Source organism: Sphingomonas sp. (assembly GCF_035944535.1).
Lineage (GTDB): Bacteria > Pseudomonadota > Alphaproteobacteria > Sphingomonadales > Sphingomonadaceae > Sphingomonas_B.
On record NZ_DASZBC010000012.1, the window covers coordinates 40845 to 65969 of the forward strand.

Sequence of the window (25125 nt, forward strand, 5' to 3'; positions counted from 1 at the left end):
AACATCATGCCGGATTGTGCAAAGAAAAAAGTCGCTCGCGCCCTGCCCGAACCGGCCTAGCCGATCAACCCGCTAAGGCCGCGCCACAGGCCGAATGCAGACAGGTCGTTGAACGTCACGAACAGCATCAATCCCAGCAGTAGCAACAGCCCGGACCGAAAGGCCCATTCCTGCACCTGCGGCGCTACCGGCTTCCGCCGCACCGCCTCCAGCGCATAGAAAAGCAGATGCCCGCCATCCAGCATAGGGACTGGCAAGAGGTTGATGAATCCGAGATTAATCGAGATCAGCGCGACGAAGCCTACGAAGGCGGACGGTCCAACGTTTGCCACTTCGCCAGAGATCTGAGCAATCCGCAGCGGACCGCCGAGTTCCTTGGCACTGCGGCGTCCAGTGACGATCTGACCTAGTCCGTCCACCATACCCCGCACAAATCCAAAGGTCTGACGCAGGGCAATGGCGGGCGCCTCAAGCGGCCCGACACGTTCTATGATTTGCGGAGGCGGCGCGATCCCAAGTTGGCCGAACGGGTATTTGTTGCCAAATCGATCGACCTGATACCGTACCCCAGTGACTGCATTAATGGTCCGGATGGCACCTCTTCTGTCGACACGAACCGACAGGGTCTCGCCCGGACGCGCAGTTACGAAATCTACCAGGTCACGGAAGTCGTCCATGTCCCGCCCGTTGATCGAGAGGATCGTATCTCCAGGGAGGAAGCCGGCTTTGGCAGCAACGCTATCAGGCTGCAAAGCACCGACCTGTGCTGGTGTGCGATTTACACCAACAGCCATCGCAAAGACCGCGAGAATTAGGATGGCGAGCAGGAAGTTGGTGACGGGTCCCGCCGCCACGATCAGCGCGCGCTGCCACACCGGCTTGGCATGGAAGGTGCGGTTCCGCTCTTCGGCCGGCAGCAGCATCCATTTGGGATCGGGCTGGCTCGCGGGGTTCATGTCGCCGGCGAAGCGGACATAGCCGCCCAGCGGCAGCCAGCCGAACTTCCAGCGCGTGCCCAGACGGTCGGTAAAGCCGAACATCTCGCGCCCGAAGCCGATCGAAAAGGCCTCTGCCTTCACCCCGAACCAGCGGCCGACGAGATAATGGCCAAGCTCGTGCACGAACACGAGCGGTCCGATCACCGCCAGGAAAGCGAGAATGGTCAGCAGCAGACCGGGAGCATTGCTCAATCGACGAACACCTTCATCGCCTCGGCGGCATGGGAGCGGGCCTCTCGATCGATCGCGATCACGTCTTCGATCCGCCCAGGCGCCGCCGGGTCATAACGCTGCATCGTCTCTTCCACAATTGCGGCGATTTGGAGGAAGGCGATGCGTCGGTTAAGAAATGCGGCGACTGCCATCTCGTTCGCGGCGTTGAGAACCGCCGGACGCGCACCGCCCGCCTCCAGGGCCTCGCGCGCCAGCCGCAAGGCCGGGAAGCGCTCGGGATCTGGCGCGGCGAAGTCGAGCCGTCCGATGCTGGCCAAGTCGAGCGGCGCGACAGGCGTCTCCATCCGGTCAGGCCAGGCCAGCGTATGAGCGATCGGCGTCCGCATATCGGGCGAGCCAAGCTGCGCGAGCATCGATCCATCGACATATTCGACCAGCGAATGGATCACCGATTGGCGATGCAGGATGATCTCGATCCGCTTGGGCGCGACCGGGAACAGCCGCGCCGCCTCGATTAGCTCCAGCCCCTTATTCATCAGCGTCGCTGAATCAATCGAGATCTTGGCGCCCATCGACCAGACCGGATGCGCGACGGCCTGCTCGACTGTAACGCCAGCCATCTCGGCCAGGCTGTAGTCGCGGAAAGGGCCGCCGCTCGCCGTCAGAACAATCCGGCGCACCCGCTCCGGCCGCTCGAAGTCGAAGCACTGGAAGATGGCGTTATGCTCGGAATCGGCGGGCAGGATCGTGGCGCCCGAACGTTGGGCGGCCTGCGGGATCAGCTCGCCGGCGGAAACCAGTGGCTCTTTGTTGGCAAGCACGACGGTGCCGCCCTGCTCCACCGCGGCCATCACCGGCTCCAGCCCAGCGCAGCCCACGATAGCCGCCATCGTCCAGTCGGCGCCAGACCCTGCCGCCTCGACAAGCGCCTTCTCCCCTCCGGCGACGCGCGTGCCCGTTCCGCTCAGTGCGTCGCGCAGCTCCGGCAGCCGCCGCTCGTCGGCGATCACAGCGAATTCGGCGTTGGTGCGGCGCGCGATCGCCGCCAGCTTGCGCACTTCGGCGTTGGCGGTCAGCGCGACGACGTGGAAGCGGTCCGGCTCGCGCTCGATCAGGTCGAGTGTCGAGGTGCCGATCGAACCTGTTGCGCCTAGGATCGAGACGCTGCGCGTCACAGGAGTTTGTCCAGCAGGATCAGCCCGGCGGCGGCCGGCGCGACCGGCACCAAGCCATCCAGTCGGTCGAGCACGCCGCCATGGCCGGGAAGCAGCTTGCCGCTATCCTTCACGCCCGCCTGGCGCTTGAGCCAGCTTTCATATAGATCGCCGATCTGCGCGATCACCCCCAGGATCGGACTGGCGAAGGCGAGCTGCAGGCGAAGTCCGGCATATTGCCACAGCAAAAGGCCCAGCACGAATGCGGCGGCGACCCCTCCGATCAGGCCCGCCCAGGTCTTGTTCGGGCTGACGCTGGGGGCAAGCTTCGGGCCGCCGATGCTCCGTCCTGCCGCATAGGCGCCGATGTCCGTCGCCCAGACCGTCGCCAGCGCCCAGAGCGCCAGCAGCAACCCATTTTCCTGTCCGCGCAGGAAGAGCAGCGCGAGCGCCGGCAAAGCCACATAGGCGATTCCGAAGCCCAACCGCGGCTTGCGCGTGATGATGGTCACAAAGAATGCGGCCCCGACCGTTAAGCCAAGTGCGAAGAAGTTCGGGCCCGCGGCAAGCGGCGACATGATCGCGAGCGGCACACAGCCGGCGAACAGCGCCAGGCGGTTATGCTTGGGGTCGGTCTGGACCAGGTCGCCCCATTCGGCGAGCATCAGCATCGCCGCGGTCGAGGTCAGCACCCAGAAAGCGATGCCGCCCAACCACAGGGCCGCTACCGCCAGCACGACCATGGCGACGCCGCTGACGGTCCGCACACCCAGATCGGAACCGCTGCCCTTCGAACTCATAGACCGCCGAAACGGCGCTCCCTCCGGCCGAAATCGGCCAGTGCAGCGGCGAGCTCCTCCCTGCCAAAATCGGGCCAAAGCGTGTCCACGAACAACAGCTCCGCATAGGCCGTCTGCCACAGCAGAAAGTTGGACAGGCGCCGCTCACCCGACGTGCGGATCAGCAGGTCCACCGGCGGCAGATCGGCGGTGTAGAGCGTCTGGGAGAGCGCCTCCGCCGTGATCGCATCTGGAGAAAGCTCGCCCCGCTGAACTTGCTCGGCCAGCAATCGCGCGCCGCGCGCGAGCTCATTTTGCGAGCCATAGTTGAGCGCGATTACTAGGGTTGTCTTGCTGTTGCCTTCGGTGCGGGCGATCGCGTCGTCGATCAGGCGCACGACATCGGCCTGAAATGCCTGATAATCGCCGATTACCCGCAGCTGGACGCCCGCCTCGGCAAGCTCGTCGATATCGTCGATGATGAACCGCCGCAGCAGCCCCATCAAGTCGGAGATCTCTTCCGCCGGCCGTCGCCAATTCTCCGACGAAAAGGCATAGAGTGTGAGCACTTCCAGGCCCAGATCGCCTGCCGCGCGCACGACCTGCCGCGCGGCCTCGACGCCCTTGCGGTGCCCTGCCACCCGAGGCAACCGGCGCTTCTTCGCCCAGCGGCCATTGCCGTCCATGATGATCGCCACGTGGCGGGGCAACGAAGCTCCGTTCGCTTCGAGCGCAGTCGAGAAGCGTCTCTCGACTTCGCTCGAGATGAACGGATTTGGTTTTGCACTCACTTGCCGAGGATTTCTTTCTCTTTGGCCGCGGTCGCCGCGTCGATTTCGGCGATGGTGGCGTCTGTCAGCTTCTGGACCTCCGTCTCCAGCCGCTTGCGCTCATCCTCGCTGATCTCATGCTTTTTCTCGTCCTGCTTCAGCGCGTCGTTCCCGTCGCGGCGCACGTTGCGAACGGCAATCCGGGCCTTTTCAGCATATTGGGAGGCGAGCTTCGCAAGCTCCTTGCGGCGCTCCTCGGTCAGATCGGGAATCGGCAGGCGCAACGTCTGCCCGTCGACGATCGGATTGAGGCCGAGCCCGGCCGAGCGGATCGCCTTGTCCACCGGCCCGACATTCGACTTGTCCCACACCTGCACCGACAGCATCCGTGGTTCGGGCGCGGAGACTGTTGCGACCTGATTGAGCGGCATGTGCGCGCCATAGACTTCGACATTCACCGGATCGAGCATCGTCGTCGAGGCGCGGCCAGTGCGCAGGCCCTGCAGATCGTGCTTCAGGGACTCGACCGCGCCATGCATGCGGCGCTCGATATCGCTCTTGCTATAGGCTGGCATCTTACTCCCCTTGCGTCTGGACGATGGTGGCGGTGCCTTCGCCGGCGAGCACCTTCGACAGATTGCCCTGCTCGCGAATGTTGAAGACCACGATCGGGATGTTGTTGTCGCGGCAGAGGGCGACGGCTGAAGCGTCCATCACCTTCAGATTGTCCGCGAGGACACGATCATAACTGATTGTATCGAAACGCTTCGCCGAGGCCACTTTCTTCGGGTCGGCATCGTACACGCCATCGACCGAGGTGCCCTTGAACAGCGCGTCGCACTTCATCTCGGCGGCGCGGAGCGCAGCGCCGGAGTCGGTCGTGAAGAACGGGCTGCCAACGCCTGCGGCGAAAATCACCACCCGCCCCTTCTCCAGGTGCCGGGCAGCACGGCGGCGGATGAACGGCTCGCACACCGAAGCCATCGGGATGGCGGACTGGACGCGCGTGTCGACGCCGATCTGCTCTAGCGCATTCTGGACTGCTAGCGCGTTCATCACGGTCGCGAGCATACCCATATAGTCGGCGGTCGCGCGCTCAAAGCCCTTGGCTGCCGCTGCAAGACCACGGAAGATGTTGCCCCCGCCCACGACGACGCAGATCTCGTACCCCTGCGCCTTCACATCGGCGATCTCGCGCGCGACCCGGGCCGTCACAGCGGGATCGATGGCATGACCCTCGCCCATCAACACTTCGCCGGACAACTTCAGGAGAATGCGGTTGAAGCGGGGGCGAGTCATGCATGTCCGTTCGGGCAAAGGTGAGGTGTCTTAGTCAGCGCGATAGGCGCTGCCAAGCACAGCGTGCGCCCCGGCGGAGGCCGGGGCCCAGGCATATATCATTGCTGGGCCCCGGCCCTTGCCGGGGCACACACCATCAAGCGACAGGGTCGGCCTTCTTCACGCCGGCAGTCGCAGCCACCTCGGCGGCGAAGTCGCTCTGCTGCTTCTCGATGCCTTCGCCGAGCTGGAAGCGAACGAAGTCCGCGATGCGCGCCGAGCCGCCAGCGCCCTTGGCTTCCGCCGCGACGAAGTCCTGCACCGGCGTCTTGCCGTCGAAGACTACTGCCTGGGTCAGCAGCGCATTTTCCTTGCGGAACTTGTCGACCGGACCTTTGACGATCTTCTCGACCACTTCGGGCGGCTTGCCAGCAATCTTGTCCGCCGCCTTCTCCTTGGCGATCGCCGCTTCGCGCTCGATGATCGCCGGATCGATCGCGTCGCCGCTGAGCGCCAGCGGATTGGCGGCGGCGATGTGCATCGCCAGCTGCTTGCCCAGCGCTTCCAGCTTGTCGGCCGGCGCATCGCCTTCAAGCGCGACGAGCACGCCGATCTTGCCCATTCCTGGCGCCGCGGCGTTGTGGACATAGGAAACGACGGCGCCCTGGCCGACGCTGATGCTCTTCGCGCGGCGCAGATTCTGGTTCTCGCCAATCGTCGCGATGTTGGAGGTGAGCACTTCCTGCACGGTGCTGCCGTTCATCGGTGCGTTCAGCAAAGCTTGGACGTCGTCGCCCGCGGTGAGCGCCAGCTGGGTCACGTCCCGCACGAACGCCTGGAACTGTTCGTTCTTGGCGACGAAGTCGGTCTCGGAGTTGACCTCGACCACTACGCCCTTGGTCCCTTGGACGGCGACGCCGACCAGGCCCTCGGCGGCAGTGCGGCCGGCCTTCTTGCCCGCCGACGCGAGCCCCTTGGCGCGCAGCCAGTCGATCGCTGCTTCGATGTCGCCGCCGGTCTCCGCCAGCGCCTTCTTGCAATCCATCATGCCGGCGCCGGAGCGCTCGCGCAGATCCTTCACCATCGCGGCCGTGATTTCCGCCATGTGTTCACTCCTCTGATAAGGTCTCGGTTGGGCCTGAGCCTGTCGAAGGCCTCCCTGTCCTTCCCAATGGAGTGGAAGAAGGGAGGGCTTCGACAAGCTCAGCCCGAACGATGTAGATGTCAGGCCGTGGCGGTTTCCTCGGAAGCCAAAGCTTCCTCGGCCGGCGGCTCCGCCATGGCGCCGATGTCGACGCCACGCTGCGCCTGGCCCTGCTGGCCGCCGCGAGTCGCCGCGGTGGCGACCGCATCGCAATACAGGCGGATCGCGCGCGCCGCGTCGTCATTGCCAGGCACCGGGAAGGCGATGCCGTCCGGCGACACGTTCGAATCGAGGATGGCGACGACCGGAATGCCGAGCGTATTGGCTTCCTTGATCGCTAGCTCTTCCTTGTTGGCGTCGATCACGAACATCACGTCCGGGATGCCGCCCATGTCGCGGATGCCGCCCAGCGACAGCTCCAGCTTGTCGCGCTCGCGGGTCAGCTGCAGCACTTCCTTCTTGGTCAGACCGTGCGTGTCGCCCGAAAGCTGCTCTTCCAGCGCCTTGAAGCGCTTGATCGAGTTCGAGATCGTCTTCCAGTTGGTGAGCATCCCGCCCAGCCAGCGGTGGTTGACGAAATGCTGGCCCGAGCGGCGCGCGGCTTCAGCGATCGGCTCCTGCGCCTGGCGCTTGGTGCCGACGAACAGCACCTTGCCGCCAGCGGCGACCGACGAGCTGATGAAGTCGAGCGCGCGCGCGAACAGCGGCACGGTCTGCGACAGATCCAAAATATGCACGCCGTTCCGGTCGCCGTAGATGTACGGCTTCATCTTGGGGTTCCAGCGATGCGTCTGGTGGCCGAAATGCGCGCCCGCTTCGATGAGCGCCTGCAAAGAGACGGTGGGAGCCGCCATAGGATGTTCTCCTTACCCGGTTAACCCTCTGGAAGGCAGTGACCCCTCGCAAGCGCGGAGCACCGGTATGAGCGCCTTCCATGTGGAATGCGGCGGCCCTTAGCGACGAGCCGAGTCAAAAGCAAGCTTGACAGAGATAGAACATATCGTGAACATAGGAACCAACAGAGTCACGGACGGTTGACGTTCATGACCTCAGGGAGGTTTGCATGGTGCAGGTTTTCATAACCATTTTCTTCAGCTTGGCAGCGATCGGCGCGGTGCTGATGATCGTTTCGATGCTCCGGCGCGATTGGGACCGGGTCGTGGCGATCCTCAACGGCTCCGAACTCGCCCAGGCTCAGGCGTCCTTGCCCCGGGTACGGGTCAGGCAGCGGGCGTGGGGCCGTCCGGAGCAGCGGACCGTTCCGCAGCGTCGCGCCGCCGCCGCTTGACCTTGGAATAGGCGCGGACACTGAACGGGATCAGCGCGAGATAAACGACGCTGATGACGATCAGCGTTTCCCAGGGAGCCGAGAACACAGCCGCCCCCAGCAAGGCAATCACCACGATCGCTTCCAGCCTTACATTGCGGCGCAGCCTGAGCGAGCCCCAAGAGAATGTCGCCACATTCGAAATCGCCAGAAAGGCGATCGCCGCCGCCCAAGGCGCAAGCAATCGATAGTCCTGGAGCCAGGTCCATTGCCGATCGCTTGCCAGCCACAAGAAGATCGGCAGGAACAACAGACCTGCCCCCACCGGTGCCGGAACGCCTGTGAGGAATCCGGCCGACTTGTGCGGCTGATCCTCGACGTCGATCCGCGCATTGAAGCGGGCCAGGCGGAGCGCCATGCATACGGCATAAGCCAGCGCAAAAATCCAGCCGATGCGCGGCCATTGCTGCAGCGCCCAGAGGTGGATGATCAGTGCCGGCGACACGCCGAACGCGATCACGTCCGAGAGCGAATCGAGCTCGGCGCCGAACCGGCTCTGCCCCTTGAGCGCGCGGGCTATGCGTCCGTCCATCGCGTCCAGCACACCGGCCGCCACGATCGCATACATCGCGTTTTCCCACTGCCCAGCGATGGCGAAGCGCACTCCGGTCAATCCGACGCAAAGCGCCAAGGCAGTGACTGCGTTGGGCACCACCGCGCGCAGCGGAATGCCCCGCCGGTGCTCGTTTGCCGCTGTCATTGCGGCACGCCGATGACGGTTTCGGTCTCGCCGATCCTCGCGATCACCGTCTCGCCGGCGATCGTCCGCTGGCCGAGCGCGACGCGCGGTACCGTGCCCGCCGGCAGATAGACGTCGACCCGGCTGCCAAATCGAATGAGGCCCACGCGCTGCCCGCGTCCGACCACGTCGCCGGGCTTCACGAACGGCACGATCCGGCGCGCGACCAGGCCCGCAATCTGGGTGAAGCCGATCCGCGTGCCGTCGGCACCTTCGACGAGGAAGTGCTGCCGCTCATTATCCTCGCTCGCCTTATCCAGGTCCGCGTTCAGGAATTTGCCCGAAATATAAACGACGCTGCGGATCGTGCCGGCGATCGGGCTTCGATTGATGTGCACGTCGAACACGCTCATGAAGATCGACACGCGCATCATCGGCGCCTCGCCCAGCCCGTCGGGCCCGGCGAGCTCGCGGGGCGGCGGCACGGTCTGGATCAGCGTGATCAGCCCGTCGGCCGGCGCGATCACCAGCCCCTCGCCCTGCGGCACGCTGCGAATCGGGTCGCGGAAGAAGGCTGCCACCCAGATGGTCAGCCCGATCAGCGCGAAGCCGATTTCGTCCCAGACGAAGAAGGTGAAGATGAAGGCGAGCAGCGCCGAGATCAGGACGAATTTGCGGCCGTCCGGGTGCACGGCAGGCCAGCGCCACTTCACATTGGTGGTGACGACCGGAGGCTTTTCGAGTGATGGCATGGCACCTGCTTAGGCTGGGCTGTTCAGCTTCACAACGCCGGACACCCCGTTGATCGTTCCGCCTGCCACCCGTAAGAGCCGCGCAACCCAAGTTTCAGGAAGAGCGCGCAATGGCCAAGATCAAGGTGAAGACCCCCGTTGTCGAACTCGACGGCGACGAGATGACGCGGATCATCTGGGCCTGGATCCGCGAGCGGCTGATCCTCCCCTATCTCGACATCGACCTCGAATATTACGACCTCGGCATCGAAAAGCGCGACGAGACGGAGGACAAGATCACCGTCGAGTCCGCCCGCGCGATCAAGAAGTATGGCGTCGGCGTGAAGTGCGCGACCATTACCCCGGACGAAGCGCGCGTCGAGGAATTCAAGCTCAAGAAGATGTGGAAGTCGCCCAACGGCACCATCCGCAACATCCTGGGCGGCGTCGTCTTCCGCGAACCCATCGTCATCAAAAACGTGCCTCGGCTGGTGCCCGGCTGGACCGACCCGATCGTGGTCGGCCGCCACGCGTTCGGCGACCAGTATAAGGCGACTGATTTCCGTGTGCCCGGCCCCGGCAAGCTGCGCATGGTGTTCGAAGGCGATGACGGCACCGTGATCGACGAGGAGGTCTTCCAATTCCCCTCCTCGGGCGTCGCCATGGGCATGTACAATCTCGACGACTCGATCCGCGATTTTGCCCGCGCCTCCTTCAACTATGGTTTGCTGCGCGAATGGCCGGTCTATCTTTCGACCAAAAACACCATTCTCAAGGCCTATGACGGCCGCTTCAAGGACATCTTTGCCGAAGTTTTCGAGAATGAATTCAAGCCTCAGTTCGACAAGATTGGTACGGTCTACGAACATCGCCTGATCGACGATCTCGTCGCCTCGGCATTGAAGTGGAGCGGCAAGTTCGTCTGGGCCTGCAAGAATTATGATGGCGACGTGCAGTCCGACATGGTCGCTCAAGGCTTCGGCTCGCTGGGCCTGATGACCTCGGTGCTGCTCTCGCCCGACGGCAAGACCGTCGAGGCGGAGGCCGCGCACGGCACCGTGACGCGCCATTATCGCCAGCATCAGCAGGGCAAGGCAACCTCGACAAACCCGCTCGCCTCGATCTTCGCCTGGACCGGAGGCCTTAAGTATCGTGGCCGCTTCGACAACACGCCCGACGTGACCCGCTTCGCCGAAACGCTGGAACGCGTCTGCATCAAGACGGTCGAACAGGGGCAGATGACCAAGGATCTCGCCATCCTGATCGGCCCCGACCAGCCCTGGATGACGACCGAGCAGTTCTTCGAAGCGATCCGTTCGAACCTCGAAACAGAAATGGCCAGCTGGGCCTAAGCGGCAAAGGCGTCCGGTGAACGCACATGTTCCCGCCGGATGCCGAGGCCGATCACGCGGCCGGGAATACGCTGCAGCAGCGGAAAGCGGTTCACCAGACGCAGCACGGCCGGCGGACGCTGCAGCGCCTCGGTGCGCGTCAGCAGGCCGCCGATCACCCGGTCCTGCGCGGCCTTCTGTGCGCTCTGGATCACGCGCGTCGGAAACAGCCGCCGCCGCTGGACTCGCTCGAGCAGCGGGTCGACGGCGCGGCCGTCCGCTAGCGGCCCGGCAAGGATGTTCGCCGCCGCGACCGCGTCCTGCACCGCGAGGTTGATGCCGACGCTGCCGATCGGCGACGCCGCGCACGCCATGCCGCCGATCGGCGACATGGCGTGCGCGGCGTCGCCGATTGCCAGCAGCCCAGGCCGGTGCCACCGTTCCAGCCGGTCCAGCGCAACGTTCAGCAGTTTCAGCTGATCGAAATCGCCGAGCGCCTCCGAAAGTGATCCAACTTCCGGCGCCATAGCTTCGATGTCGGCGCGGACGGCGTCGATGCCGCGGGCCCGCAGCCGTTCCGCGCCGCCTTTCGGCACGACGAAGGCGCATTGCCAATAGTCGCCACGGTCGATGCAAACCAGCAGCCGCCCCGCCTCGACGATCCCGCGCAGCCCGCTTGCAGTTGCGCCTGTGCGCGGGGCGCGGAACCAGAACACGTCGATCGAGGCGCCGAGATCGCGAAGGGGCAGCATCGACCGCACGCCGGAGCGGCGGCCGTCCGCCGCAACTACCAGCGCGGTCGCGGTGATCTCCTCGCCCGTCGCCAGCACGACTCCGGTGACGCGACCGTCCCGCTCGACATAGTCGGTCACCTCCGCCTCCCGGCGCAGCGAAAAAGTCGCATAGGCGCTCGCCTCGTCGAACACGAAGTCGAGGAAATCCCATTGCGGCATCATCGCGATGAACGGCGCCGCGACCGGCAAGTGACGCAGGTCGCCCACTTTCACTTCCGTTCCGAACAAGCGCAGAACGGCGCCGTCGACCCGGTTGTGCGGCCGCCGGAGAAACCGGTCGAGCGACCCGAGCTCGCGCAGTATCTCCATCGTCGACGGATGCACCGTGTCGCCACGGAAATCGCGCAGGAAGTCTGCATGTTTCTCCAGCACCAGCGTCTTCACGCCGGCGCGCGCGAACAGCAGGCCCGCCATCATGCCCGCAGGGCCGCCGCCGACGATAACCAGTTCGTGCTCGGACATTTCACGTCCTTTCGGCTGACAAGCAGGGCGTCCGCTGCTTAAGAGACGTTGTGGCCTTTACGCTGAACTCGACCGGCTTTTCCGACGCGCTTGTGATCCTTGGCGCGGCCGGGATCGTCATTCCCGCATTTGCGCGTGTGCGCGTCAACCCCGTGATCGGCTTCATCCTGGTCGGCGCGCTGGTCGGACCATTCGGCCTAGGCCAGCTCGTTCCCCAGGCGCCCTGGCTCTATTACTTGACCATCTCGGATCCGGACGCGATCGAGCCCTTCGCCGAACTCGGCATCGTGCTGCTGCTGTTCGCAATCGGCCTGGAATTGTCCCTAAAGCGCTTGTGGGACATGCGCGCGCTCGTCTTCGGCGTGGGCGCGGCGGAGCTGGCGCTGTCTGGCGCGCTGATCGGCGCCGCGCTGCTGGCGCTCGGCCAGCCATGGACGGGCGCTTTCGGCTTGGGCCTCGCCCTCGCCCTTTCTTCGACCGCGCTCGTGCTGCCGATGACTGGCATTCACGGCCCGGTCGGGAGGCCGGCCTTTGCGATGCTGCTGTTCGAGGATGTGGCGCTCGTACCCATCATCTTCATCCTCGGCGCGCTCGGAGGTTCGGCGACGCTCGCCAGTCTCGGCTCCACCGTGGCGCTCGGCTTCGCGGTCATCGTCGCACTCCTAATCGCGGGCCGCTTCCTGCTGCCGCGCCTCTTCGCCCAGGCCGCCCGCGCCAAAAACCCGGAGCTGTTCCTGGCTGCGAGCCTGCTCGCCGTCATCGTCGCGAGCCTCGCGACCAGCGCCGCCGGCCTCTCGCCGATCGTCGGCGCGCTGATCGCCGGCCTGAGCATCGCCGAGACCGACTATCGCGGCGAAGTCGAATCGATCACCGCGCCCTTCCGCGGCCTGGCGCTGGGCGTGTTCCTGATCACCGTGGGGATGAGCCTCGACCTGGGCAGTATCGCCGCCAATTGGCAGTCGCTGGTGATGGCCGTGGTGGGCGTCATGCTGGTCAAGACGCTCGTCACCTTCCTGCTGCTGCGCGTGATCAAGACGACCAGGGGTGCGGCGCTGCAGACCGGCATCCTGATGGCCTCGCCGTCCGAAACCACGCTGATCGTGCTCGGCGCAGCGTCGGCCGCCGGCCTGATCAGCGCCGGCACCGCCGCCTTCTGGCAGACGGTGACGGCGATCGGCCTGACGCTGACCCCTCTTCTCGCCCGCGTCGCCAAGGACCTGGCGCGCCGGCTGGAGCATGGCGCCGACGAGCCGCCAGAGCAGGCGAATATAGGCACGGTGATCATCGGCTTTGGCCGTGTCGGACGCATGGTCGCCGACCTGCTCCGCGCGCACAACAAGCCTTTCACGGCCGTCGAAAGCGACATCGACGCCGTCGCCGCCGCCCGCAAGGACGGCTATAACGTCCTCTTCGGCGACGCTTCGCGGCCCGACTTCATCGACCGGCTCCGGCTCGGCCATGCCGAGGCGCTGGTTCTGACGATGGATGACCCGGTCTTAAGCGTCCGGCTGACGCGCCGGGTGCGCGGCTGGGTGCCTGACCTGACGATCGTCGCCCGCGCTCGCGACACCGATCACGCCGCCGAGCTCTACCGCGCCGGCGTCACCGACGCAGTGCCGGAAACATTGGAAAGCTCGCTGCAGCTCTCCGAAGCGGTGCTGGTCGATCTAGGCGTCGCCATGGGCCCCGTCATCGCCTCGATCCACGGAAAGCGCGACGAGCTTCGCAAGGAGATCAAGCAGGCTGGCGCCCTCGACCGCGAGCCGCGCCTCGCCCGCACCAGGCTGCAGGACCTGAACGAGGCTAAGTCTCTCTGACCTCTGTCGTCATTGCGAGGAGCGTCAGCGATGAAGCAATCCACATGCCGCGGCTGGATTGCTTCGCTCCGCTCGCAATGACGGGAAGGATAAAGGTGGTGCGGGCGGTCGGGATCGAACCGACACTCCTTTCGGAACCGGATTTTGAGTCCGGCGCGTCTACCAATTTCACCACGCCCGCAGCGAAGGCCGCACGCCCCTAGCCGAGCGCAGGCAGCCTCGCAACTGGCCTATTCAGCCGCGAGGGGAGCGTCGCCTTCCTTCGGGTCCGGTCCGAAGCGGTTCGGTCCACGAGTGCCTTCAAGGCACATGAAGACCAAGACGATCAGCCCGCCCAGATATGGGATGAAGTTCAGCAGCACGAACCAGCCCGACTTGTCCTGGTCGTGGAAGCGCCGGACCTGCACTGCGAGGCCCGGGATGAATAAGGCAAGCGACAGAAGCAGGATGAGGATGACGCCCATGCCGAAGCCGGCGCCGCTCGCGGCCGAGGCCGGGTCCATGAACACCGCTCCGGCGCCCGTGACGATTGCCAGCACGATCATCACGATCGTCACCAGCAGCGTGAAGAGCCAGAACTCCTTCCGGCGCGAACGCCCGCTGAAATCCGCATAGCGCTTCAACGGCAGCAAAGCCCAATCCAGCATCTTGCCCCTCCTTCTTCGGCCGTTTCCCTGCGGCCGTTCAGCGAGCCTATCAGGCGGGGCGATATTCACAACGCGGAACGTGCGGCAGCCGCTCGTGTTTGACGGGCATGGTGGAAGTCCGGGCAGGCCATGGCTATGGCGAGCTGGTGGAGGCAGTGCGCGCGCGCCGCTGCATCCTGTTCGCAGGCGCCGGGCTGTCGATGGCGGTCGGCCTTCCCTCCTGGTCGCAGCTGATCGAGCACATGCGGCGTGAGCTCGACCTAGCCGATGGCGTCACCGATGCCGATTACCAGACGCTCGCCGAATATTACCGGCTGGAAAAAGGGAGCATCGGCGCGCTCAGGAGCTGGATGGACCGCACCTGGAGCGTGTCGGAGGCGAAGGTCGCCAGGTCTCGCATTCACCAGCTGATCGTGAAGCTTGATTTCCCGATCCTCTACACGACCAATTACGACAATAATCTGGAAGTCGCCTACGCGCACGCCGGGCGCGACTTCACCAAGATCGTGAACGCCCGCGACCTCACCCGCGCCGAGGATGGCTGCACGCAGATCGTCAAATTCCATGGAGATTTTGAGGAGGACAACTCCCTCATCCTTGCCGAGACCGACTATTTCGACCGGCTGAACTTCGACTCGCCCCTGGACGTGAAGTTTCGCGCCGATGCGCTCGGCCGCACCATTCTGTTCATCGGCTATTCGATGTCGGACCTGAACATCCGTCTGCTGCTCCACAAGCTTTGGCGCACCTGGGTCGATTCCGGGCGAATGAAGGATCGCCCGCCTTCTTTCGTCTTCGCCGCCCGGCCTGACCCAGTGCGCGATGCCGTGCTCGGACAATGGGGAATTACCGTCCTCAGCAACGGGGAGCGGGATCCGCAGAAATCATTGATCAAGTTTCTGGATCAGCTGGCGGCCGATGTGGACCCGGTCGATTAGCGGAAGCCGCGATAGTCCACTGGTTCAACTTTCCTGAAGCGCCGCGCGCCCTCGGTCTCGGACCAGCCGCGCGCCAACTCCGCCGCTGCGGGCGCCGCAGCGGCGCTCAGCACGATTCGCTGCACGGCTGCACAGTCGAAGCTGACCCGGCTGATGCAGATCAAGGGACCGGGCGGCAGCGGCTCCGAACGCCATATCTCGACGATCTTTGACCTCACGTCGGAGGGCGCGTTCCGCCATGGCTCGTCGGCGAGCGCCGCGACATCGGCCCGACCGTCTGCCAAAGCAGCGAGCGCGCCATCGTGGGTTCCCGCCTGCAAACGGGTGCCGAACTGCTCCGGCGCAAGGCCAAGCGAGCGCAGATAGCCCGACTGGACCAGCGCACCCGAAGTGGACCCCGGCAGCACTTCGGCATAGCGCAGCGTCCCGATCCGCTGGCGGAGCGAGGCGGCGGTCACTCCGGAAATTGCCCGCGCCAGCAGCACGCCGCGATAGCGGGCCAACGTGCCGGCCGGCACATCGACTACGGCTATAGCGGTCAGGCTGGGCGCATCTGCCATGCCGAGATAGCTGGCGAGATTGGTCATCGCGACGTCGACCGCGCCCCCCTTCACTGCGTCCCGGAGCGCATCGGGCGTCGGGTAAAGCTGAACCGTCACCGGCCGCTTCATCCGGGCTGCAAGCAAGGCGCGGAGCGGCTCCAGCGCCTTGGTGCGATCGTAGCGGGGATAGGCATAGGTCGCGAGGCGGACCGGTTCGGCCGGAGCCGCCGCTGCCGCAGCCAGGGCAAGAGCAAGCATGGCCATGCTCTTCCGCAACCCTTGGCCGATGGCAAGCGCTCGGGTCTTGAGCCCAACTCCAAGTCGGCGCACACTCGCCGCCATGAACGCGCTCACGCCCACGCCGGGCCAGCTGGCCCTTGCCGATACGCTCGTCGAGGGCGCCCGCGCCCGTGGCGACGCGATCACCACCGTGCCCGCCACCGCCTATACCGATCCGGCCCGGCACGCCCGTGAGTGGAGCGCCTTGTTCCAGCGGTTGCCCAACGTCATTGCGCCGTCCGCGCTGCTGCCCGAGCCGAACATGGCCGTGCCGCACGATGGCTATGGCCAGCCGCTGCTGGTCACGCGCGACAAGGCGGGTGTGGCGCATGTCTTCCTGAACGTCTGCCGGCATCGCGGCACTCGGCTGATCGAGGGCGGCGATCCGGTGTGCGCGCCGCGGCTGATCTGCCCCTATCACGCCTGGTCCTATGCCCTAAACGGCCGGCTCACCGGCCTGCCCCGGCCCGACACATTTCCGGGCCTGGACAAGAGCGCTCATGGATTAAAAGAACTGCCGACGCTCGAAGCCGGCGGGCTGATCTGGTTCGCTTTCGACGAGGGGACCGATTTCGGCGAGGTGAAGGCGCTCGCCCAGGATTTCGACGCCCTGAACTTGGCCGGCCAGCATCTCTTTGCTCGCAACACCCATGACGTGAAGGCGAATTGGAAGCTGATCGTCGACGCTTTTTCCGAAAGCTATCACGTCCAGCGACTGCATGCCGAGACGATCGGGCCGATGTTCCAGGATGGCGTGACCGCCGGCGACAAGGTCGGCCCGCACCAGCGCTCAGCGGTCGGTCGCGCCGCGGAGCTGGACGGGCTGGACCTCAAGGACTGGGCGGCGCTGCGCTCGGCCGTCACCTATGCCTATCAGATCTTCCCCGGCGGGATTCTGATCGCCAGCCCGGACTATGTGAACCTGATGGTGCTGATGCCGCAGTCGGTCGACCGCACTCTGGTCGAGGATTTCATGCTGATCCCCGAGCCGCCGCAGACGGAGAAGGCGCTCTCCCACTGGCAGCGCAGTTGGCGTCTGCTCGACCAAGGCGTGTTCGGCGCCGAAGACTTCCGCGCCGCCGCGCTCGGCCAACAGGGCCTGAGTACCGGCGCGATCGACCATCTGACGCTCGGCACGCTGGAAACCGGCATCCGCGCCTTCCACGACCAGGTGGAGATGCGCCTCTAGTTCCCCGGCGAAGGTCGGGGCCCACAGTGCCACGGGGATGGACCCCGGCCTGCGCCGGGGAACAGCCGGAACATGCTAAGCCGCCGAAGCATTCTCCGCGAAGATCGTCAGCCCCGGCGGCACCTTCTTGACCGAACCCCGGCTCAGCAAGGTCTCGATCGCGTCCAGCGCCGCCTTCAAGTCACGCTGCGTGAAGGGTTTCTCCAGGCAGCCGATGCCGAGGGATTCCGCACCTTTGGGGCAGCGTCCGGTGACGAACAGCACGTGCATGCCGTGTCGCCGTGCTTCCGCTGCGACTTCGACGCCATTGCCGCCATCGGTCAGGCCCAAATCAACCAGCAAAAGGTCCAACTTCTGCTTGGCAACGAACTCCAGCGCCGCCTCGACGCTGTCGACGGTGCCGACCACCTCATAACCGAACTCGGTCAACGAATGCTCGGTGTCAAAGGCAATCAGCGGCTCATCCTCGACGATGAGGATCCGTTTGATCCGGTGCGCCTTTCGTCCGAACAGCATTGCCGCCCCGCATTTCCTCCGTCATGGAGCGCGCCCTGTCCGCGCTCGTTCTTTGTTCCGGGATCACAACGCATGAACAACGATTTCGTAACGCGCCCGTGAAAAGATTTTGGAGCCGCCATCATGGCCGAACCTCCGCCTAAGTCGCGGCAAGCACAACGGATCGCCAAGCTGCTCGCCCGCGCCGGCATCGCGTCGCGGCGTGAGGTCGAGCGGATGATCGGCGAAGGGCGTGTCGCGATCAACGGCACGAAGATCGACACGCCCGCGACGCTGCTCGAGTCGCTGCATGGCGTCACGGTCGACGGCCAGCCGGTCAAGGCGCCCGCCCCCGCGCGCCTGTTCCGCTATCACAAGCCGTCAGGCCTGCTCACCACCGAGCGCGATCCCAGAGGCCGCCCCACCATTTACGACCGGCTACCGGACGGCCTGCCGCGGGTGATGCCCGTCGGCCGGCTCGACCTCGCCACCGAGGGCCTGCTGCTGCTCACCACGGATGGCGAGCTGAAGCGTCAGCTCGAACTCCCCTCGACCGGCGTTCCCCGCACCTATCGCGCCCGCGCCTATGGCAATGTGACGCAGGCGCAACTCGAAGAACTGATCCACGGCATCGAGATCGAAGGCGTGCGCTACGGCTCGATCGATGCGAATATTGAGCGGCGGACCGGCGCCAATGTCTGGATCGAGCTCACCTTGGCCGAGGGCAAGAACCGCGAAGTCCGCCGCGTGCTCGAACATCTGGGCCTGCGCGTCTCCCGCCTGATCCGCACCGCCTATGGTCCTTTCCCCCTCGCCGACCTTCCCGCCGGCGCCGTCGACGAAGTCCGCCAGCACGACCTGGTGGTGTTCCGGAAGACGCTCGGAAAACCCCCTCTCCCCTCGAGGGAGAGGGAGGGGCCCACTCGCGCAGCGAGTGGGAGGATGAGGGGGAGTCGCGACCTTGACGGAGGCACCCCCTCACCCCGCTCGCGTCCGAGGCGCGAGTCGCCCCCTCCCTTCAGGGGAGAGGGGCGGAAGAAATGAGGATCATCGCCGGCCAGTGGCGCGGGCGCACCCTCATCGCCCCGCCCGGCGACGCCACGCGGCCCACCGCCGACCGCACCCGCGAGGCGCTCTTCTCGATGCTCACATCGCGCCTCGGCAGTTTCGAGGACCTGCGCGTCGCCGACCTCTTCGCCGGCACCGGCGCTCTCGGCCTAGAAGCGCTGTCCCGCGGCGCCCGCAGCTGCACCTTCGTCGAGCGCGACCGCCAGGCGCTCGCATCCTTGAAGGCCAATATCGAGAAACTCGGCGCGAGCGGCACCGACATCCGCGCCCAGGCGGCGGAAGGCTTTGCCGGTGGTCCTTTCGATATCGTCTTCATGGACCCGCCCTATGGCTCCGGCCTCGGACAGAAGGTACTCCCGCGCCTGACGCTGGAGCCCGGCGCCTGGGTCAGCCTGGAGACCGCGTTCAACGAGGATGTCGCCGTGTCCGGCTTCGAAACGGACGCGGTCCGCACCCACGGCAAAGCCAAGCTCACCCTGCTCAGGCGGACCTGAGCTCACCCGTCGACATCAATGGGTCGGCGTATACCTCCCCAATGTACCGTCATTGCGAGGAGCGGAGCGACGAAGCAATCCAGTGGCCTCGATGCACGACTGGATTGCTTCGCTACGCTCGCAATGACGGTTGATCCGTCGATCGGTGATGCACAAACAGAAGCTCTCCTTATGCTTTGGTCGCAAGGATCGGGATGGCTCCCGCTTTCGCCGCGTGCCACAGGCCCATCATGAACCAGGCGATGAGCGGCCGTGACTGGGCCATATTGCTGCTGCTCTCGGTGCTCTGGGGCGGCTCCTTCTTCTTCCTGGCCGTGGCGCTCAAGGAACTCCCGCCGATCACCATCATGCTGCTGCGCGTCGCACTCGGCGCGCTGCCCCTCCTTGCCTTCCTCCACTTGCGCGGCGAACGGCTGCCCGGCTCCGTGCGCATCTGGGGCATGTTCCTGATTCTGGGCGCGCTCAACAACCCCCTGCCCTTCGTGCTCTACGCCTTTGCCCAGCTGCGCATCGAAAGCGGCCTCGCCTCGATCCTCAACGCCACGACTCCGCTCTGGGGCGTGCTGGTCGCGCACCTCTACACCCGCGACGAACGGGCGACCCCGGCCAGAATCGCTGGCGTGCTGCTCGGTTTCGCAGGCGTGGCGGTGATGATCGGCACCGGTGCGAAGCTCGACGGCGAAGCCCTCGCCATCCTGATGTGCCTGGGCGCGACGCTCAGCTATGCGGTCGCCGCCGTCTATGCCCGCCGCTTCCGCCCACTCGGCATTCCGCCGCTGACTGTCGCCACCGGCCAACTCATCGGCGCCAGCCTGCTGCTCCTCCCCTTCAGCCTCGCGCTCGAACAGCCCTGGACGATGCCCGCGCCGAGCGTTGTGACCTGGTGGGCGGTGATCGGCTTCGCGCTGATCTGCACCAGCTTCGCCTATTGGCTCTATTTCCGCCTGCTGGAGACCGCGGGCGCCACAAACGCCCTGCTCGTTACCTTCCTGATCCCGGTGACCGCGATCGTTCTGGGCGCCCTCGTGCTCGACGAAAGCCTCGAACCTCGCCACTATGCCGGCATGGCCCTGATCGCCCTGGGACTCGCGGCGATCGATGGGCGGCTGCTGCGTGTGAACAAGGCAGCCGCGGCTTAAGCCTTGCCGAAGGTTCCAGTGGCCTTGAGCTGCTCCAGATAGCCGATCAGCTGCGATCGGAGATTGCCGATGTTCTTGTAAGTGAGGCACTTCTGGCCCTGCACGTTGAAGGGCAGCGGCTGTCCTTCCTTGACGATCAGCAGCGTCGGCTTGCCCAGGCCCCAGGCGAAACCAACCTCCAGAAAGACATTGGGGTTGAGTCCGTCCAGCACGCCGATTAGGCCGTGCGATCCGGCGATACGCGTCTTAATCTCTTGGACGATATCGCCCAAATAGGCGTGCTCAAGCAGCCGTTCGCACACGATTCCAGTCTTCAAAGACGCATCCTGGATCGCGACCTCGTACACGTCGCTGTAATCGTCGGCAAAGGGCATCGCGACAAACATTTTGGCCTTGGCTTCGCTTTCGTCTCCGAAAGAGCGCAGCTGCGGCGGAGACCGCTGAGGCTCCGATTCGGATTGCTGCGGGGGCATGCTCCGCTGCGGCAAAAACTCGTGCAGCCAGGCCGCGAAACGGTCCCTGCGTACCGGATTGCGCTCGACGATCTCGATACGCTTAAGCTGATGGGGCGCATGGCCGTCGGCGATGGCATCCATGAATCCGGCGATGAGTGACAGGAATGACTCTTTCTCGTCCAGGCCGTAGCCGGGACCATGCACGGGCGAGCAGAGTGTTCGGAGCGGGATGTCGAATGTTGCAGCCCGCCCTAGCTCCTTGGCAGCGAAACGCCTGATCTGCCCGTACCGGAAATCGATCAACGAGCCGACACCTAGAACCATGATCTGGCGGGCTGCGATGCCCGTTCCGGGAACAAGGAGGTGGTTGCCAGCTTCGACCGAGAGATCGGCGCCCGTTCGCTGCGCGACCTTGCGGTCCACGCCATAGCTTTGGGCTGCATGCTTGAGCAGCAGAAGATCGCAGGTTCGCTCCAATATGTCGCCTTCGACCACCGCGAAATCGACCATCGCTGCCCCCAAACCCATCGCAACCCATACCTTCAGCTTATGCTCGGAGATTGCAACCCGCGCCTCCGTTCCCTAGCTGTTCCCCGGTGAGTCAGCTTGCCCCGAACGCGCCCGAGCCCCCCTACCTCCGCGGCCTCAACCCGCCCCAGCGCGAGGCGGTGCTGACCGCCGAGGGCCCTGTGCTGGTTCTGGCCGGCGCCGGCACCGGCAAGACGGCGGCGCTGACCGCGCGGCTCGCCCACCTTATTTACACCCGCCGGGCCTGGCCGTCCGAGATCCTCGCCGTCACCTTTACCAACAAGGCCGCGCGGGAGATGCGGGATCGGATCGGGCGCATGGTCGGCGACGCGGTCGAGGGCATGCCCTGGCTCGGCACCTTCCATTCAATCGCGGCCAAGATGCTGCGCCGCCATGCCGAGCTGGTCGGGCTCCAGGCCAACTTCACCATTCTCGACACGGACGACCAGCTGCGGCTCTTGAAGCAACTGATCGCCGCCTCCGATCTCGACGAAAAGCGCTGGCCGGCGCGCAGCCTCGCCGGCCTCATCGACAAATGGAAGAACCGCGGCTGGACGCCTTCCGACATCGATGCGGGCGAGTCCGAGCTCTTCGCCAATGGCCGCGGAGCCGAGCTCTACGCGCAATATCAGTCGCGGCTGAAGGCCGTGAACGCCTGCGACTTCGGCGACCTGCTGCTCCACATGCTAGTCATCCTGAAGACGCACCGCGACGTGCTGGAAAGCTATCAGCAGCGGTTCAAATACATATTGGTCGACGAGTATCAGGACACCAACGCGTCCCAATATCTTTGGCTGCGCCTCCTCGCCCAAGCGCGCAAGAATATCTGCTGCGTCGGTGACGACGACCAGTCCATCTACTCCTGGCGCGGCGCCGAGGTTGCGAATATCCTACGCTTCGAGAAGGACTTCCCCGGCGCGGTTATCATTCGGCTCGAACAAAATTACCGCTCGACGCCGCACATTCTCGGCGCCGCCTCCGGCCTGATCGCAGCCAATAGCGGCCGGCTTGGCAAGACGCTCTGGACCGAACATGGCGAGGGCGAAAAGGTGCGCGTGCTTGGCGTCTGGGACGGCCCGGAGGAAGCACGCCGCGTCGGCGAACTGATCGAGGATCACCAGCGCGGGCGCGGCAGCCTGGACGACATCGCGATCCTCGTCCGCGCCCAACACCAGACCCGGGAGTTCGAAGACCGCTTCATCGCGATCGGCATCCCCTATCGCATCATTGGCGGCTTCCGCTTCTACGAGCGGCAGGAAATCCGCGACGCGCTCGCCTATCTCCGCGTCGTGCACCAGCCGAGCGACGACCTCGCCTTCGAACGCATCGTCAACACCCCCAAGCGCGGCCTCGGCGACAAGGCACTCGCCAAGGTGCACAGCCTCGCCCGCGCCCAGGGCGTGCCGCTCACCCTCGCCGCTGCGCGCATCCTCGACACCGACGAGATCACGCCCCAGGCCCGACGCGCGCTCGGTAATCTGATCGGCGACATCGCCCGCTGGCGCGACATGTCGGCGCAACTCCCCCATGCCGAGCTCGCCCGCCAGATCCTCGATGAGAGCGGCTACACCGCCATGTGGCAGGCTGATCGCTCCGCCGAGGCCGCCGGCCGGCTCGAGAACCTGACCGAGCTCGTCCGCGCGATGGAGGAGTATGAGACGCTCGGCGCCTTCCTCGAACATGTCAGCCTCGTCATGGACAATGACGAGCGCGCGGGCGAGGCGCAGGTGACGATCATGACCATCCACGCCGCCAAGGGGCTGGAGTTCGACACCGTCTTCCTGGCCGGCTGGGAAGAAGGCCTGTTCCCGTCGCAGCGCGCATTGGACGAAGGCGGCAATGCATCGCTGGAAGAGGAACGCCGCCTCGCTTATGTCGCGATCACAAGAGCGCGGCGTAAGTGCTTCATCCTGCACGCTGCGAACCGACGCATCTACGGCCAATGGACCAGCTCGATTCCCTCGCGTTTCGTCGCCGAACTGCCCGCGCCGCACGTCGAGGAAGAGACCAGCATGACCGGCGGCGAAAGCCTGTGGCGCGCCAACTGGTCCGAACGCGCGGACCCCTTCGCCAACGTCGCCCGCGGCGCCACGCGCGGCCCCGGCTGGCAACGCGCCGCGAGCGCCGGCCAATTCACCACCGCCCCGGCCCGCGTCGTCGAAGCCCGCGCCAGTGCCGTCAGCCTCGGCAACAAGGGCCGCAGCGACCTGTCGCTCGGCCAACGCGTCTTCCACCAGAAATTCGGCTATGGCGTCATCGCCGAGATCGAAGGCAACAAGCTGGAGATCGATTTCGAGCAGGCGGGCAGGAAGCGGGTGATGGACAGCTTCGTGACGGCGGGGTGAAGGTCCGCTAAAGACCCGTAGCCTACCTTCAAGTCTCCTCTTGACGCGCCGCTGGCCACTGCTTGGTTCTCGCGGCCACCACCACATCTCCCACTATGAGAGGGATGGTTATGCCCTTCAGCGGCCACTGCCTGCGTCCGCAGCCACAGTATCACGGCGACAAGTTCGATACTCCAGACCAATAGCAGCTAGACGCCGAGCGGGATCAGGGGGATCGGGAAACAGATCAGCACAAGCCCGACGAGGAACATCATCGGACTGCCAGAACCTCGTCACTCCGGCCTTGAGCCGGGGTCCCGCTTCTTCCTGCTCAGGCAACAAGGAGTGCGGAAAGGTTCCTCCACTCGGGATTGTCGCGCTCGAAGAGGGCGAACTTGTATCCGCGCCGCCAGCGTTTGACCCGCTTTTCGTGGGCGATGCAGCTGTCGATCGTGTCACCGCGCTCCGCCCAAATCAGGCGGGTAGGCCGTAGCGGGCGCAAAAGTCGGAGCCGTCGCCGGTGCAATGATGGTGCACTCGCGCTGCGAGGTGCGCCGTGACGCCGACGTACATCGCGCCGCGATAGCGGTCGGCCATGATGTAGACCCAGCCGCCTTGTCCCTCTCCTTTCATCATGGGAGAACAGAAGAAGCCGGACCCCGGGTCAAGCCCGGGGTGACGGGAAGAGCATTCGGAGGCTACTTCGCTGCGAACTGCCCAGGCTCCGCCCCGAAGTGCTTGGTCGCGTGGGCGCGGGCGGCGGCGGCGGTCTTGAACGTCTCTTCCTGCAGGGTCGAGGTGACCAGCGGGTAGTTCTGCGAGTTGTAGCGGGTCTCGCGCACGGTCAGGCGGACATGGCCATTCTCGTCCTTGGCGATCAGGAAGGGGCGCAACGGGATCCTCGACATGTCAGTCACTCCTGGTCGGGCGGGCGACATCCGCGCGCCTGGGGAAAATGGCTATTTGCGAGCCTTGCGCGCGGCGTCTATTTGCGAGCCTTGCGCGCGGCGTAACGCGCGTCTCGCGCCGCCTTCTTGTCCGCTTCGCTGACTACCGCGACCTGGGCCGCAGCAAGCTTGGCCTCGGCCTTGGCCTGCGCCGCGACCTCCCGGGCCGCCTGTTCGGCTTCCCGCGCAGCCTGCTTGGCAGCCCGCTTTTCGGCTTCGGCCGCTTCCTTCGCTTTGCGGCGCGCGGCACGTTCGGCGACCGTCGCTTCATCGGCCGCGGGCCTGGCGCGGAGCGCTTCGAGTGCCTTGGCCTTGGCCTTGGCGGCAGCGGCAGTGCGTTCCTGGAAGCTCGGATCCTTGAACCCAGCCATTGCCCCTATGCTCCGGCTGCCAGCCGCAGGGGGGTGCGGCGCACTTCGCCGGCAATGACCTTGCGCCCATAGAGGCCCGAAATCAGCGCCGCATCGGCCGCATTGTTCATCACCACCCGGGTGCCGCCGCTGCGCAGCGTTTCGATGGTGCTGATCGCCAGCTTGCGCTTGGCGCAGGCGGCGAGAATGTGCGCCTGGGGCGCGTTGATGTTGATCGCTCTGGACATGTCTTCTCCGGCTGCCTGAAACGCATGGAACGCAAAAACGAAGC

At 65.3% G+C, this 25125-nt stretch carries 27 protein-coding genes, 1 tRNA gene and 1 pseudogene; 9 read left to right on the plus strand and 20 right to left on the minus strand.

Going from position 1 to position 25125, the window contains the following annotated elements:
* Positions 1 to 56: 56 nt before the first annotated feature.
* The 8 genes from rseP to rpsB all read right to left on the minus strand — a co-directional run bounded on the left by rseP (position 57) and on the right by rpsB (position 7151).
* Positions 57 to 1190 (minus strand): RIP metalloprotease RseP, encoded by a 1134-nt coding sequence (gene rseP / locus VGT77_RS12505; RefSeq protein WP_327463053.1) that lies wholly within the window; start codon positions 1188 to 1190, stop codon positions 57 to 59.
* Positions 1187 to 2347 carry a 1-deoxy-D-xylulose-5-phosphate reductoisomerase gene (locus VGT77_RS12510; protein ID WP_327463055.1) on the minus strand — a complete coding sequence of 387 codons (1161 nt, stop codon included), beginning with the start codon at positions 2345 to 2347 and terminating at the stop codon, positions 1187 to 1189. The genes rseP and VGT77_RS12510 overlap by 4 nt, the downstream gene beginning before the upstream one ends.
* Positions 2344 to 3126 carry a phosphatidate cytidylyltransferase gene (locus VGT77_RS12515; protein ID WP_327463057.1) on the minus strand — a complete coding sequence of 261 codons (783 nt, stop codon included), beginning with the start codon at positions 3124 to 3126 and terminating at the stop codon, positions 2344 to 2346. Before VGT77_RS12515 ends, VGT77_RS12510 begins: the two co-directional genes overlap by 4 nt.
* Positions 3123 to 3872 (minus strand): isoprenyl transferase, encoded by a 750-nt coding sequence (locus tag VGT77_RS12520; protein WP_327463147.1) that lies wholly within the window; start codon positions 3870 to 3872, stop codon positions 3123 to 3125. The genes VGT77_RS12515 and VGT77_RS12520 overlap by 4 nt, the downstream gene beginning before the upstream one ends.
* Positions 3873 to 3892: 20 nt before the next feature.
* Entirely contained in the window at positions 3893 to 4450 is a 558-nt protein-coding gene (frr, locus tag VGT77_RS12525) for a ribosome recycling factor (protein ID WP_327463059.1), read from the minus strand.
* 1 nt (position 4451) lies between these two features.
* Positions 4452 to 5174 (minus strand): UMP kinase, encoded by a 723-nt coding sequence (pyrH, locus tag VGT77_RS12530; protein WP_327463061.1) that lies wholly within the window; start codon positions 5172 to 5174, stop codon positions 4452 to 4454.
* A 136-nt stretch (positions 5175 to 5310) separates the two neighbouring features.
* Positions 5311 to 6258 carry a translation elongation factor Ts gene (gene tsf / locus VGT77_RS12535; protein ID WP_327463063.1) on the minus strand — a complete coding sequence of 316 codons (948 nt, stop codon included), beginning with the start codon at positions 6256 to 6258 and terminating at the stop codon, positions 5311 to 5313.
* 119 nt (positions 6259 to 6377) lie between these two features.
* On the minus strand, positions 6378 to 7151 hold the full coding sequence (gene rpsB / locus VGT77_RS12540; RefSeq protein WP_327463065.1) for a 30S ribosomal protein S2: 774 nt from the start codon (positions 7149 to 7151) through the stop codon (positions 6378 to 6380).
* Between the two features lie 209 nt (positions 7152 to 7360).
* On the opposite strand from rpsB, the gene VGT77_RS12545 reads away from it, so the two are divergent.
* A complete protein-coding gene (locus VGT77_RS12545) occupies positions 7361 to 7585 on the plus strand; it encodes a hypothetical protein (protein WP_327463067.1) in 225 nt (74 codons plus the stop codon).
* Here the strand turns inward: VGT77_RS12545 and VGT77_RS12550 are convergent.
* Together VGT77_RS12550 and VGT77_RS12555 are read right to left on the minus strand one after the other, a co-directional pair.
* Complete coding sequence (locus tag VGT77_RS12550; RefSeq protein WP_327463069.1) at positions 7518 to 8324, minus strand: phosphatidylcholine/phosphatidylserine synthase; 807 nt, start codon at positions 8322 to 8324, stop codon at positions 7518 to 7520. The genes VGT77_RS12545 and VGT77_RS12550 overlap by 68 nt on opposite strands.
* Complete coding sequence (locus VGT77_RS12555; RefSeq protein ID WP_327463071.1) at positions 8321 to 9055, minus strand: phosphatidylserine decarboxylase; 735 nt, start codon at positions 9053 to 9055, stop codon at positions 8321 to 8323. Before VGT77_RS12555 ends, VGT77_RS12550 begins: the two co-directional genes overlap by 4 nt.
* Before the next feature lie 110 nt (positions 9056 to 9165).
* Here VGT77_RS12555 and VGT77_RS12560 point away from each other — a divergent pair, with 110 nt between their 5' ends.
* On the plus strand, positions 9166 to 10386 hold the full coding sequence (locus VGT77_RS12560) for an NADP-dependent isocitrate dehydrogenase (RefSeq protein WP_327463073.1): 1221 nt from the start codon (positions 9166 to 9168) through the stop codon (positions 10384 to 10386).
* Here the strand turns inward: VGT77_RS12560 and VGT77_RS12565 are convergent.
* On the minus strand, positions 10383 to 11621 hold the full coding sequence (locus tag VGT77_RS12565) for an FAD-dependent oxidoreductase (RefSeq protein ID WP_327463075.1): 1239 nt from the start codon (positions 11619 to 11621) through the stop codon (positions 10383 to 10385). The genes VGT77_RS12560 and VGT77_RS12565 overlap by 4 nt on opposite strands.
* Before the next feature lie 50 nt (positions 11622 to 11671).
* On the opposite strand from VGT77_RS12565, the gene VGT77_RS12570 reads away from it, so the two are divergent.
* Entirely contained in the window at positions 11672 to 13438 is a 1767-nt protein-coding gene (locus VGT77_RS12570; RefSeq protein ID WP_327463077.1) for a cation:proton antiporter, read from the plus strand.
* Between the two features lie 96 nt (positions 13439 to 13534).
* On the opposite strand, the gene VGT77_RS12575 is transcribed toward VGT77_RS12570, so the two are convergent.
* Both VGT77_RS12575 and VGT77_RS12580 read right to left on the minus strand, forming a co-directional pair.
* Positions 13535 to 13619, minus strand: a tRNA-Leu gene (locus VGT77_RS12575).
* A 49-nt stretch (positions 13620 to 13668) separates the two neighbouring features.
* Positions 13669 to 14085: a DUF805 domain-containing protein gene (locus tag VGT77_RS12580; RefSeq protein WP_327463079.1), complete on the minus strand. Its 417-nt coding sequence runs from the start codon at positions 14083 to 14085 to the stop codon at positions 13669 to 13671.
* 107 nt (positions 14086 to 14192) lie between these two features.
* On the opposite strand from VGT77_RS12580, the gene VGT77_RS12585 reads away from it, so the two are divergent.
* Positions 14193 to 15023, plus strand: coding sequence for an SIR2 family NAD-dependent protein deacylase (locus VGT77_RS12585; protein WP_327463081.1), 831 nt, complete (start codon positions 14193 to 14195; stop codon positions 15021 to 15023).
* Here the strand turns inward: VGT77_RS12585 and VGT77_RS12590 are convergent.
* Positions 15020 to 15823: a phosphate/phosphite/phosphonate ABC transporter substrate-binding protein gene (locus VGT77_RS12590; protein WP_327463083.1), complete on the minus strand. Its 804-nt coding sequence runs from the start codon at positions 15821 to 15823 to the stop codon at positions 15020 to 15022. The genes VGT77_RS12585 and VGT77_RS12590 overlap by 4 nt on opposite strands.
* An 82-nt stretch (positions 15824 to 15905) precedes the next feature.
* Here VGT77_RS12590 and VGT77_RS12595 point away from each other — a divergent pair, with 82 nt between their 5' ends.
* Positions 15906 to 17033: an aromatic ring-hydroxylating dioxygenase subunit alpha gene (locus VGT77_RS12595; protein ID WP_327463085.1), complete on the plus strand. Its 1128-nt coding sequence runs from the start codon at positions 15906 to 15908 to the stop codon at positions 17031 to 17033.
* A 75-nt stretch (positions 17034 to 17108) separates the two neighbouring features.
* Here the strand turns inward: VGT77_RS12595 and VGT77_RS12600 are convergent, their stop codons facing one another.
* Entirely contained in the window at positions 17109 to 17549 is a 441-nt protein-coding gene (locus tag VGT77_RS12600; protein WP_327463087.1) for a response regulator, read from the minus strand.
* 123 nt (positions 17550 to 17672) lie between these two features.
* On the opposite strand from VGT77_RS12600, the gene VGT77_RS12605 reads away from it, so the two are divergent.
* From VGT77_RS12605 to VGT77_RS12615, 3 genes are all read left to right on the plus strand, one after another.
* Positions 17673 to 18572, plus strand: coding sequence for a pseudouridine synthase (locus tag VGT77_RS12605; RefSeq protein WP_327463089.1), 900 nt, complete (start codon positions 17673 to 17675; stop codon positions 18570 to 18572).
* Complete coding sequence (gene rsmD / locus VGT77_RS12610; protein WP_327463091.1) at positions 18569 to 19090, plus strand: 16S rRNA (guanine(966)-N(2))-methyltransferase RsmD; 522 nt, start codon at positions 18569 to 18571, stop codon at positions 19088 to 19090. The genes VGT77_RS12605 and rsmD overlap by 4 nt, the downstream gene beginning before the upstream one ends.
* A 194-nt stretch (positions 19091 to 19284) precedes the next feature.
* Positions 19285 to 20229, plus strand: coding sequence for a DMT family transporter (locus tag VGT77_RS12615; RefSeq protein ID WP_327463092.1), 945 nt, complete (start codon positions 19285 to 19287; stop codon positions 20227 to 20229).
* On the opposite strand, the gene VGT77_RS12620 is transcribed toward VGT77_RS12615, so the two are convergent.
* Positions 20226 to 21194, minus strand: a complete 969-nt coding sequence (locus VGT77_RS12620) for a hypothetical protein (protein WP_327463093.1) — start codon at positions 21192 to 21194, stop codon at positions 20226 to 20228. The two genes, VGT77_RS12615 and VGT77_RS12620, sit on opposite strands and share 4 nt — an antisense overlap.
* An 86-nt stretch (positions 21195 to 21280) precedes the next feature.
* On the opposite strand from VGT77_RS12620, the gene VGT77_RS12625 reads away from it, so the two are divergent.
* Positions 21281 to 23557: an ATP-dependent helicase gene (locus tag VGT77_RS12625; RefSeq protein ID WP_327463095.1), complete on the plus strand. Its 2277-nt coding sequence runs from the start codon at positions 21281 to 21283 to the stop codon at positions 23555 to 23557.
* 310 nt (positions 23558 to 23867) lie between these two features.
* On the opposite strand, the pseudogene VGT77_RS12630 reads toward VGT77_RS12625, so the two are convergent.
* The 4 genes and pseudogenes from VGT77_RS12630 to VGT77_RS12645 form a co-directional block, all read right to left on the minus strand.
* Positions 23868 to 24169 (minus strand): annotated as a pseudogene (locus VGT77_RS12630) (GIY-YIG nuclease family protein).
* 65 nt (positions 24170 to 24234) lie between these two features.
* Entirely contained in the window at positions 24235 to 24444 is a 210-nt protein-coding gene (locus VGT77_RS12635; protein WP_327463096.1) for a hypothetical protein, read from the minus strand.
* A 77-nt stretch (positions 24445 to 24521) separates the two neighbouring features.
* Positions 24522 to 24854 carry a DUF6481 family protein gene (locus VGT77_RS12640; protein ID WP_327463097.1) on the minus strand — a complete coding sequence of 111 codons (333 nt, stop codon included), beginning with the start codon at positions 24852 to 24854 and terminating at the stop codon, positions 24522 to 24524.
* A 5-nt stretch (positions 24855 to 24859) separates the two neighbouring features.
* Positions 24860 to 25081 (minus strand): hypothetical protein, encoded by a 222-nt coding sequence (locus VGT77_RS12645; RefSeq protein ID WP_327463099.1) that lies wholly within the window; start codon positions 25079 to 25081, stop codon positions 24860 to 24862.
* Between the last annotated feature and the right edge of the window lie 44 nt (positions 25082 to 25125).

Excerpts from the sequence above, each read along its gene's own strand:
- VGT77_RS12595 (WP_327463085.1), top strand. The coding sequence starts at position 15,906 with ATGAACGCGCTCACGCCCACGCCGGGCCAGCTGGCCCTTGCCGATACG.
- rpsB (WP_327463065.1), bottom strand. The coding sequence starts at position 7,151 with ATGGCGGCTCCCACCGTCTCTTTGCAGGCGCTCATCGAAGCGGGCGCG.
- VGT77_RS12605 (WP_327463089.1), top strand. The coding sequence starts at position 17,673 with ATGGCCGAACCTCCGCCTAAGTCGCGGCAAGCACAACGGATCGCCAAG.
- VGT77_RS12640 (WP_327463097.1), bottom strand. The coding sequence starts at position 24,854 with ATGGCTGGGTTCAAGGATCCGAGCTTCCAGGAACGCACTGCCGCTGCC.
- VGT77_RS12590 (WP_327463083.1), bottom strand. The coding sequence starts at position 15,823 with ATGCTTGCTCTTGCCCTGGCTGCGGCAGCGGCGGCTCCGGCCGAACCG.
- VGT77_RS12555 (WP_327463071.1), bottom strand. The coding sequence starts at position 9,055 with ATGCCATCACTCGAAAAGCCTCCGGTCGTCACCACCAATGTGAAGTGG.
- VGT77_RS12550 (WP_327463069.1), bottom strand. The coding sequence starts at position 8,324 with ATGACAGCGGCAAACGAGCACCGGCGGGGCATTCCGCTGCGCGCGGTG.
- tsf (WP_327463063.1), bottom strand. The coding sequence starts at position 6,258 with ATGGCGGAAATCACGGCCGCGATGGTGAAGGATCTGCGCGAGCGCTCC.
- VGT77_RS12545 (WP_327463067.1), top strand. The coding sequence starts at position 7,361 with ATGGTGCAGGTTTTCATAACCATTTTCTTCAGCTTGGCAGCGATCGGC.
- VGT77_RS12645 (WP_327463099.1), bottom strand. The coding sequence starts at position 25,081 with ATGTCCAGAGCGATCAACATCAACGCGCCCCAGGCGCACATTCTCGCC.
- pyrH (WP_327463061.1), bottom strand. The coding sequence starts at position 5,174 with ATGACTCGCCCCCGCTTCAACCGCATTCTCCTGAAGTTGTCCGGCGAA.
- VGT77_RS12585 (WP_327463081.1), top strand. The coding sequence starts at position 14,193 with ATGGTGGAAGTCCGGGCAGGCCATGGCTATGGCGAGCTGGTGGAGGCA.
- VGT77_RS12620 (WP_327463093.1), bottom strand. The coding sequence starts at position 21,194 with ATGGTCGATTTCGCGGTGGTCGAAGGCGACATATTGGAGCGAACCTGC.
- VGT77_RS12560 (WP_327463073.1), top strand. The coding sequence starts at position 9,166 with ATGGCCAAGATCAAGGTGAAGACCCCCGTTGTCGAACTCGACGGCGAC.
- VGT77_RS12600 (WP_327463087.1), bottom strand. The coding sequence starts at position 17,549 with ATGCTGTTCGGACGAAAGGCGCACCGGATCAAACGGATCCTCATCGTC.
- VGT77_RS12515 (WP_327463057.1), bottom strand. The coding sequence starts at position 3,126 with ATGAGTTCGAAGGGCAGCGGTTCCGATCTGGGTGTGCGGACCGTCAGC.
- frr (WP_327463059.1), bottom strand. The coding sequence starts at position 4,450 with ATGCCAGCCTATAGCAAGAGCGATATCGAGCGCCGCATGCATGGCGCG.
- VGT77_RS12565 (WP_327463075.1), bottom strand. The coding sequence starts at position 11,621 with ATGTCCGAGCACGAACTGGTTATCGTCGGCGGCGGCCCTGCGGGCATG.
- VGT77_RS12635 (WP_327463096.1), bottom strand. The coding sequence starts at position 24,444 with ATGTCGAGGATCCCGTTGCGCCCCTTCCTGATCGCCAAGGACGAGAAT.
- VGT77_RS12580 (WP_327463079.1), bottom strand. The coding sequence starts at position 14,085 with ATGCTGGATTGGGCTTTGCTGCCGTTGAAGCGCTATGCGGATTTCAGC.
- VGT77_RS12615 (WP_327463092.1), top strand. The coding sequence starts at position 19,285 with ATGGCTCCCGCTTTCGCCGCGTGCCACAGGCCCATCATGAACCAGGCG.
- rsmD (WP_327463091.1), top strand. The coding sequence starts at position 18,569 with ATGAGGATCATCGCCGGCCAGTGGCGCGGGCGCACCCTCATCGCCCCG.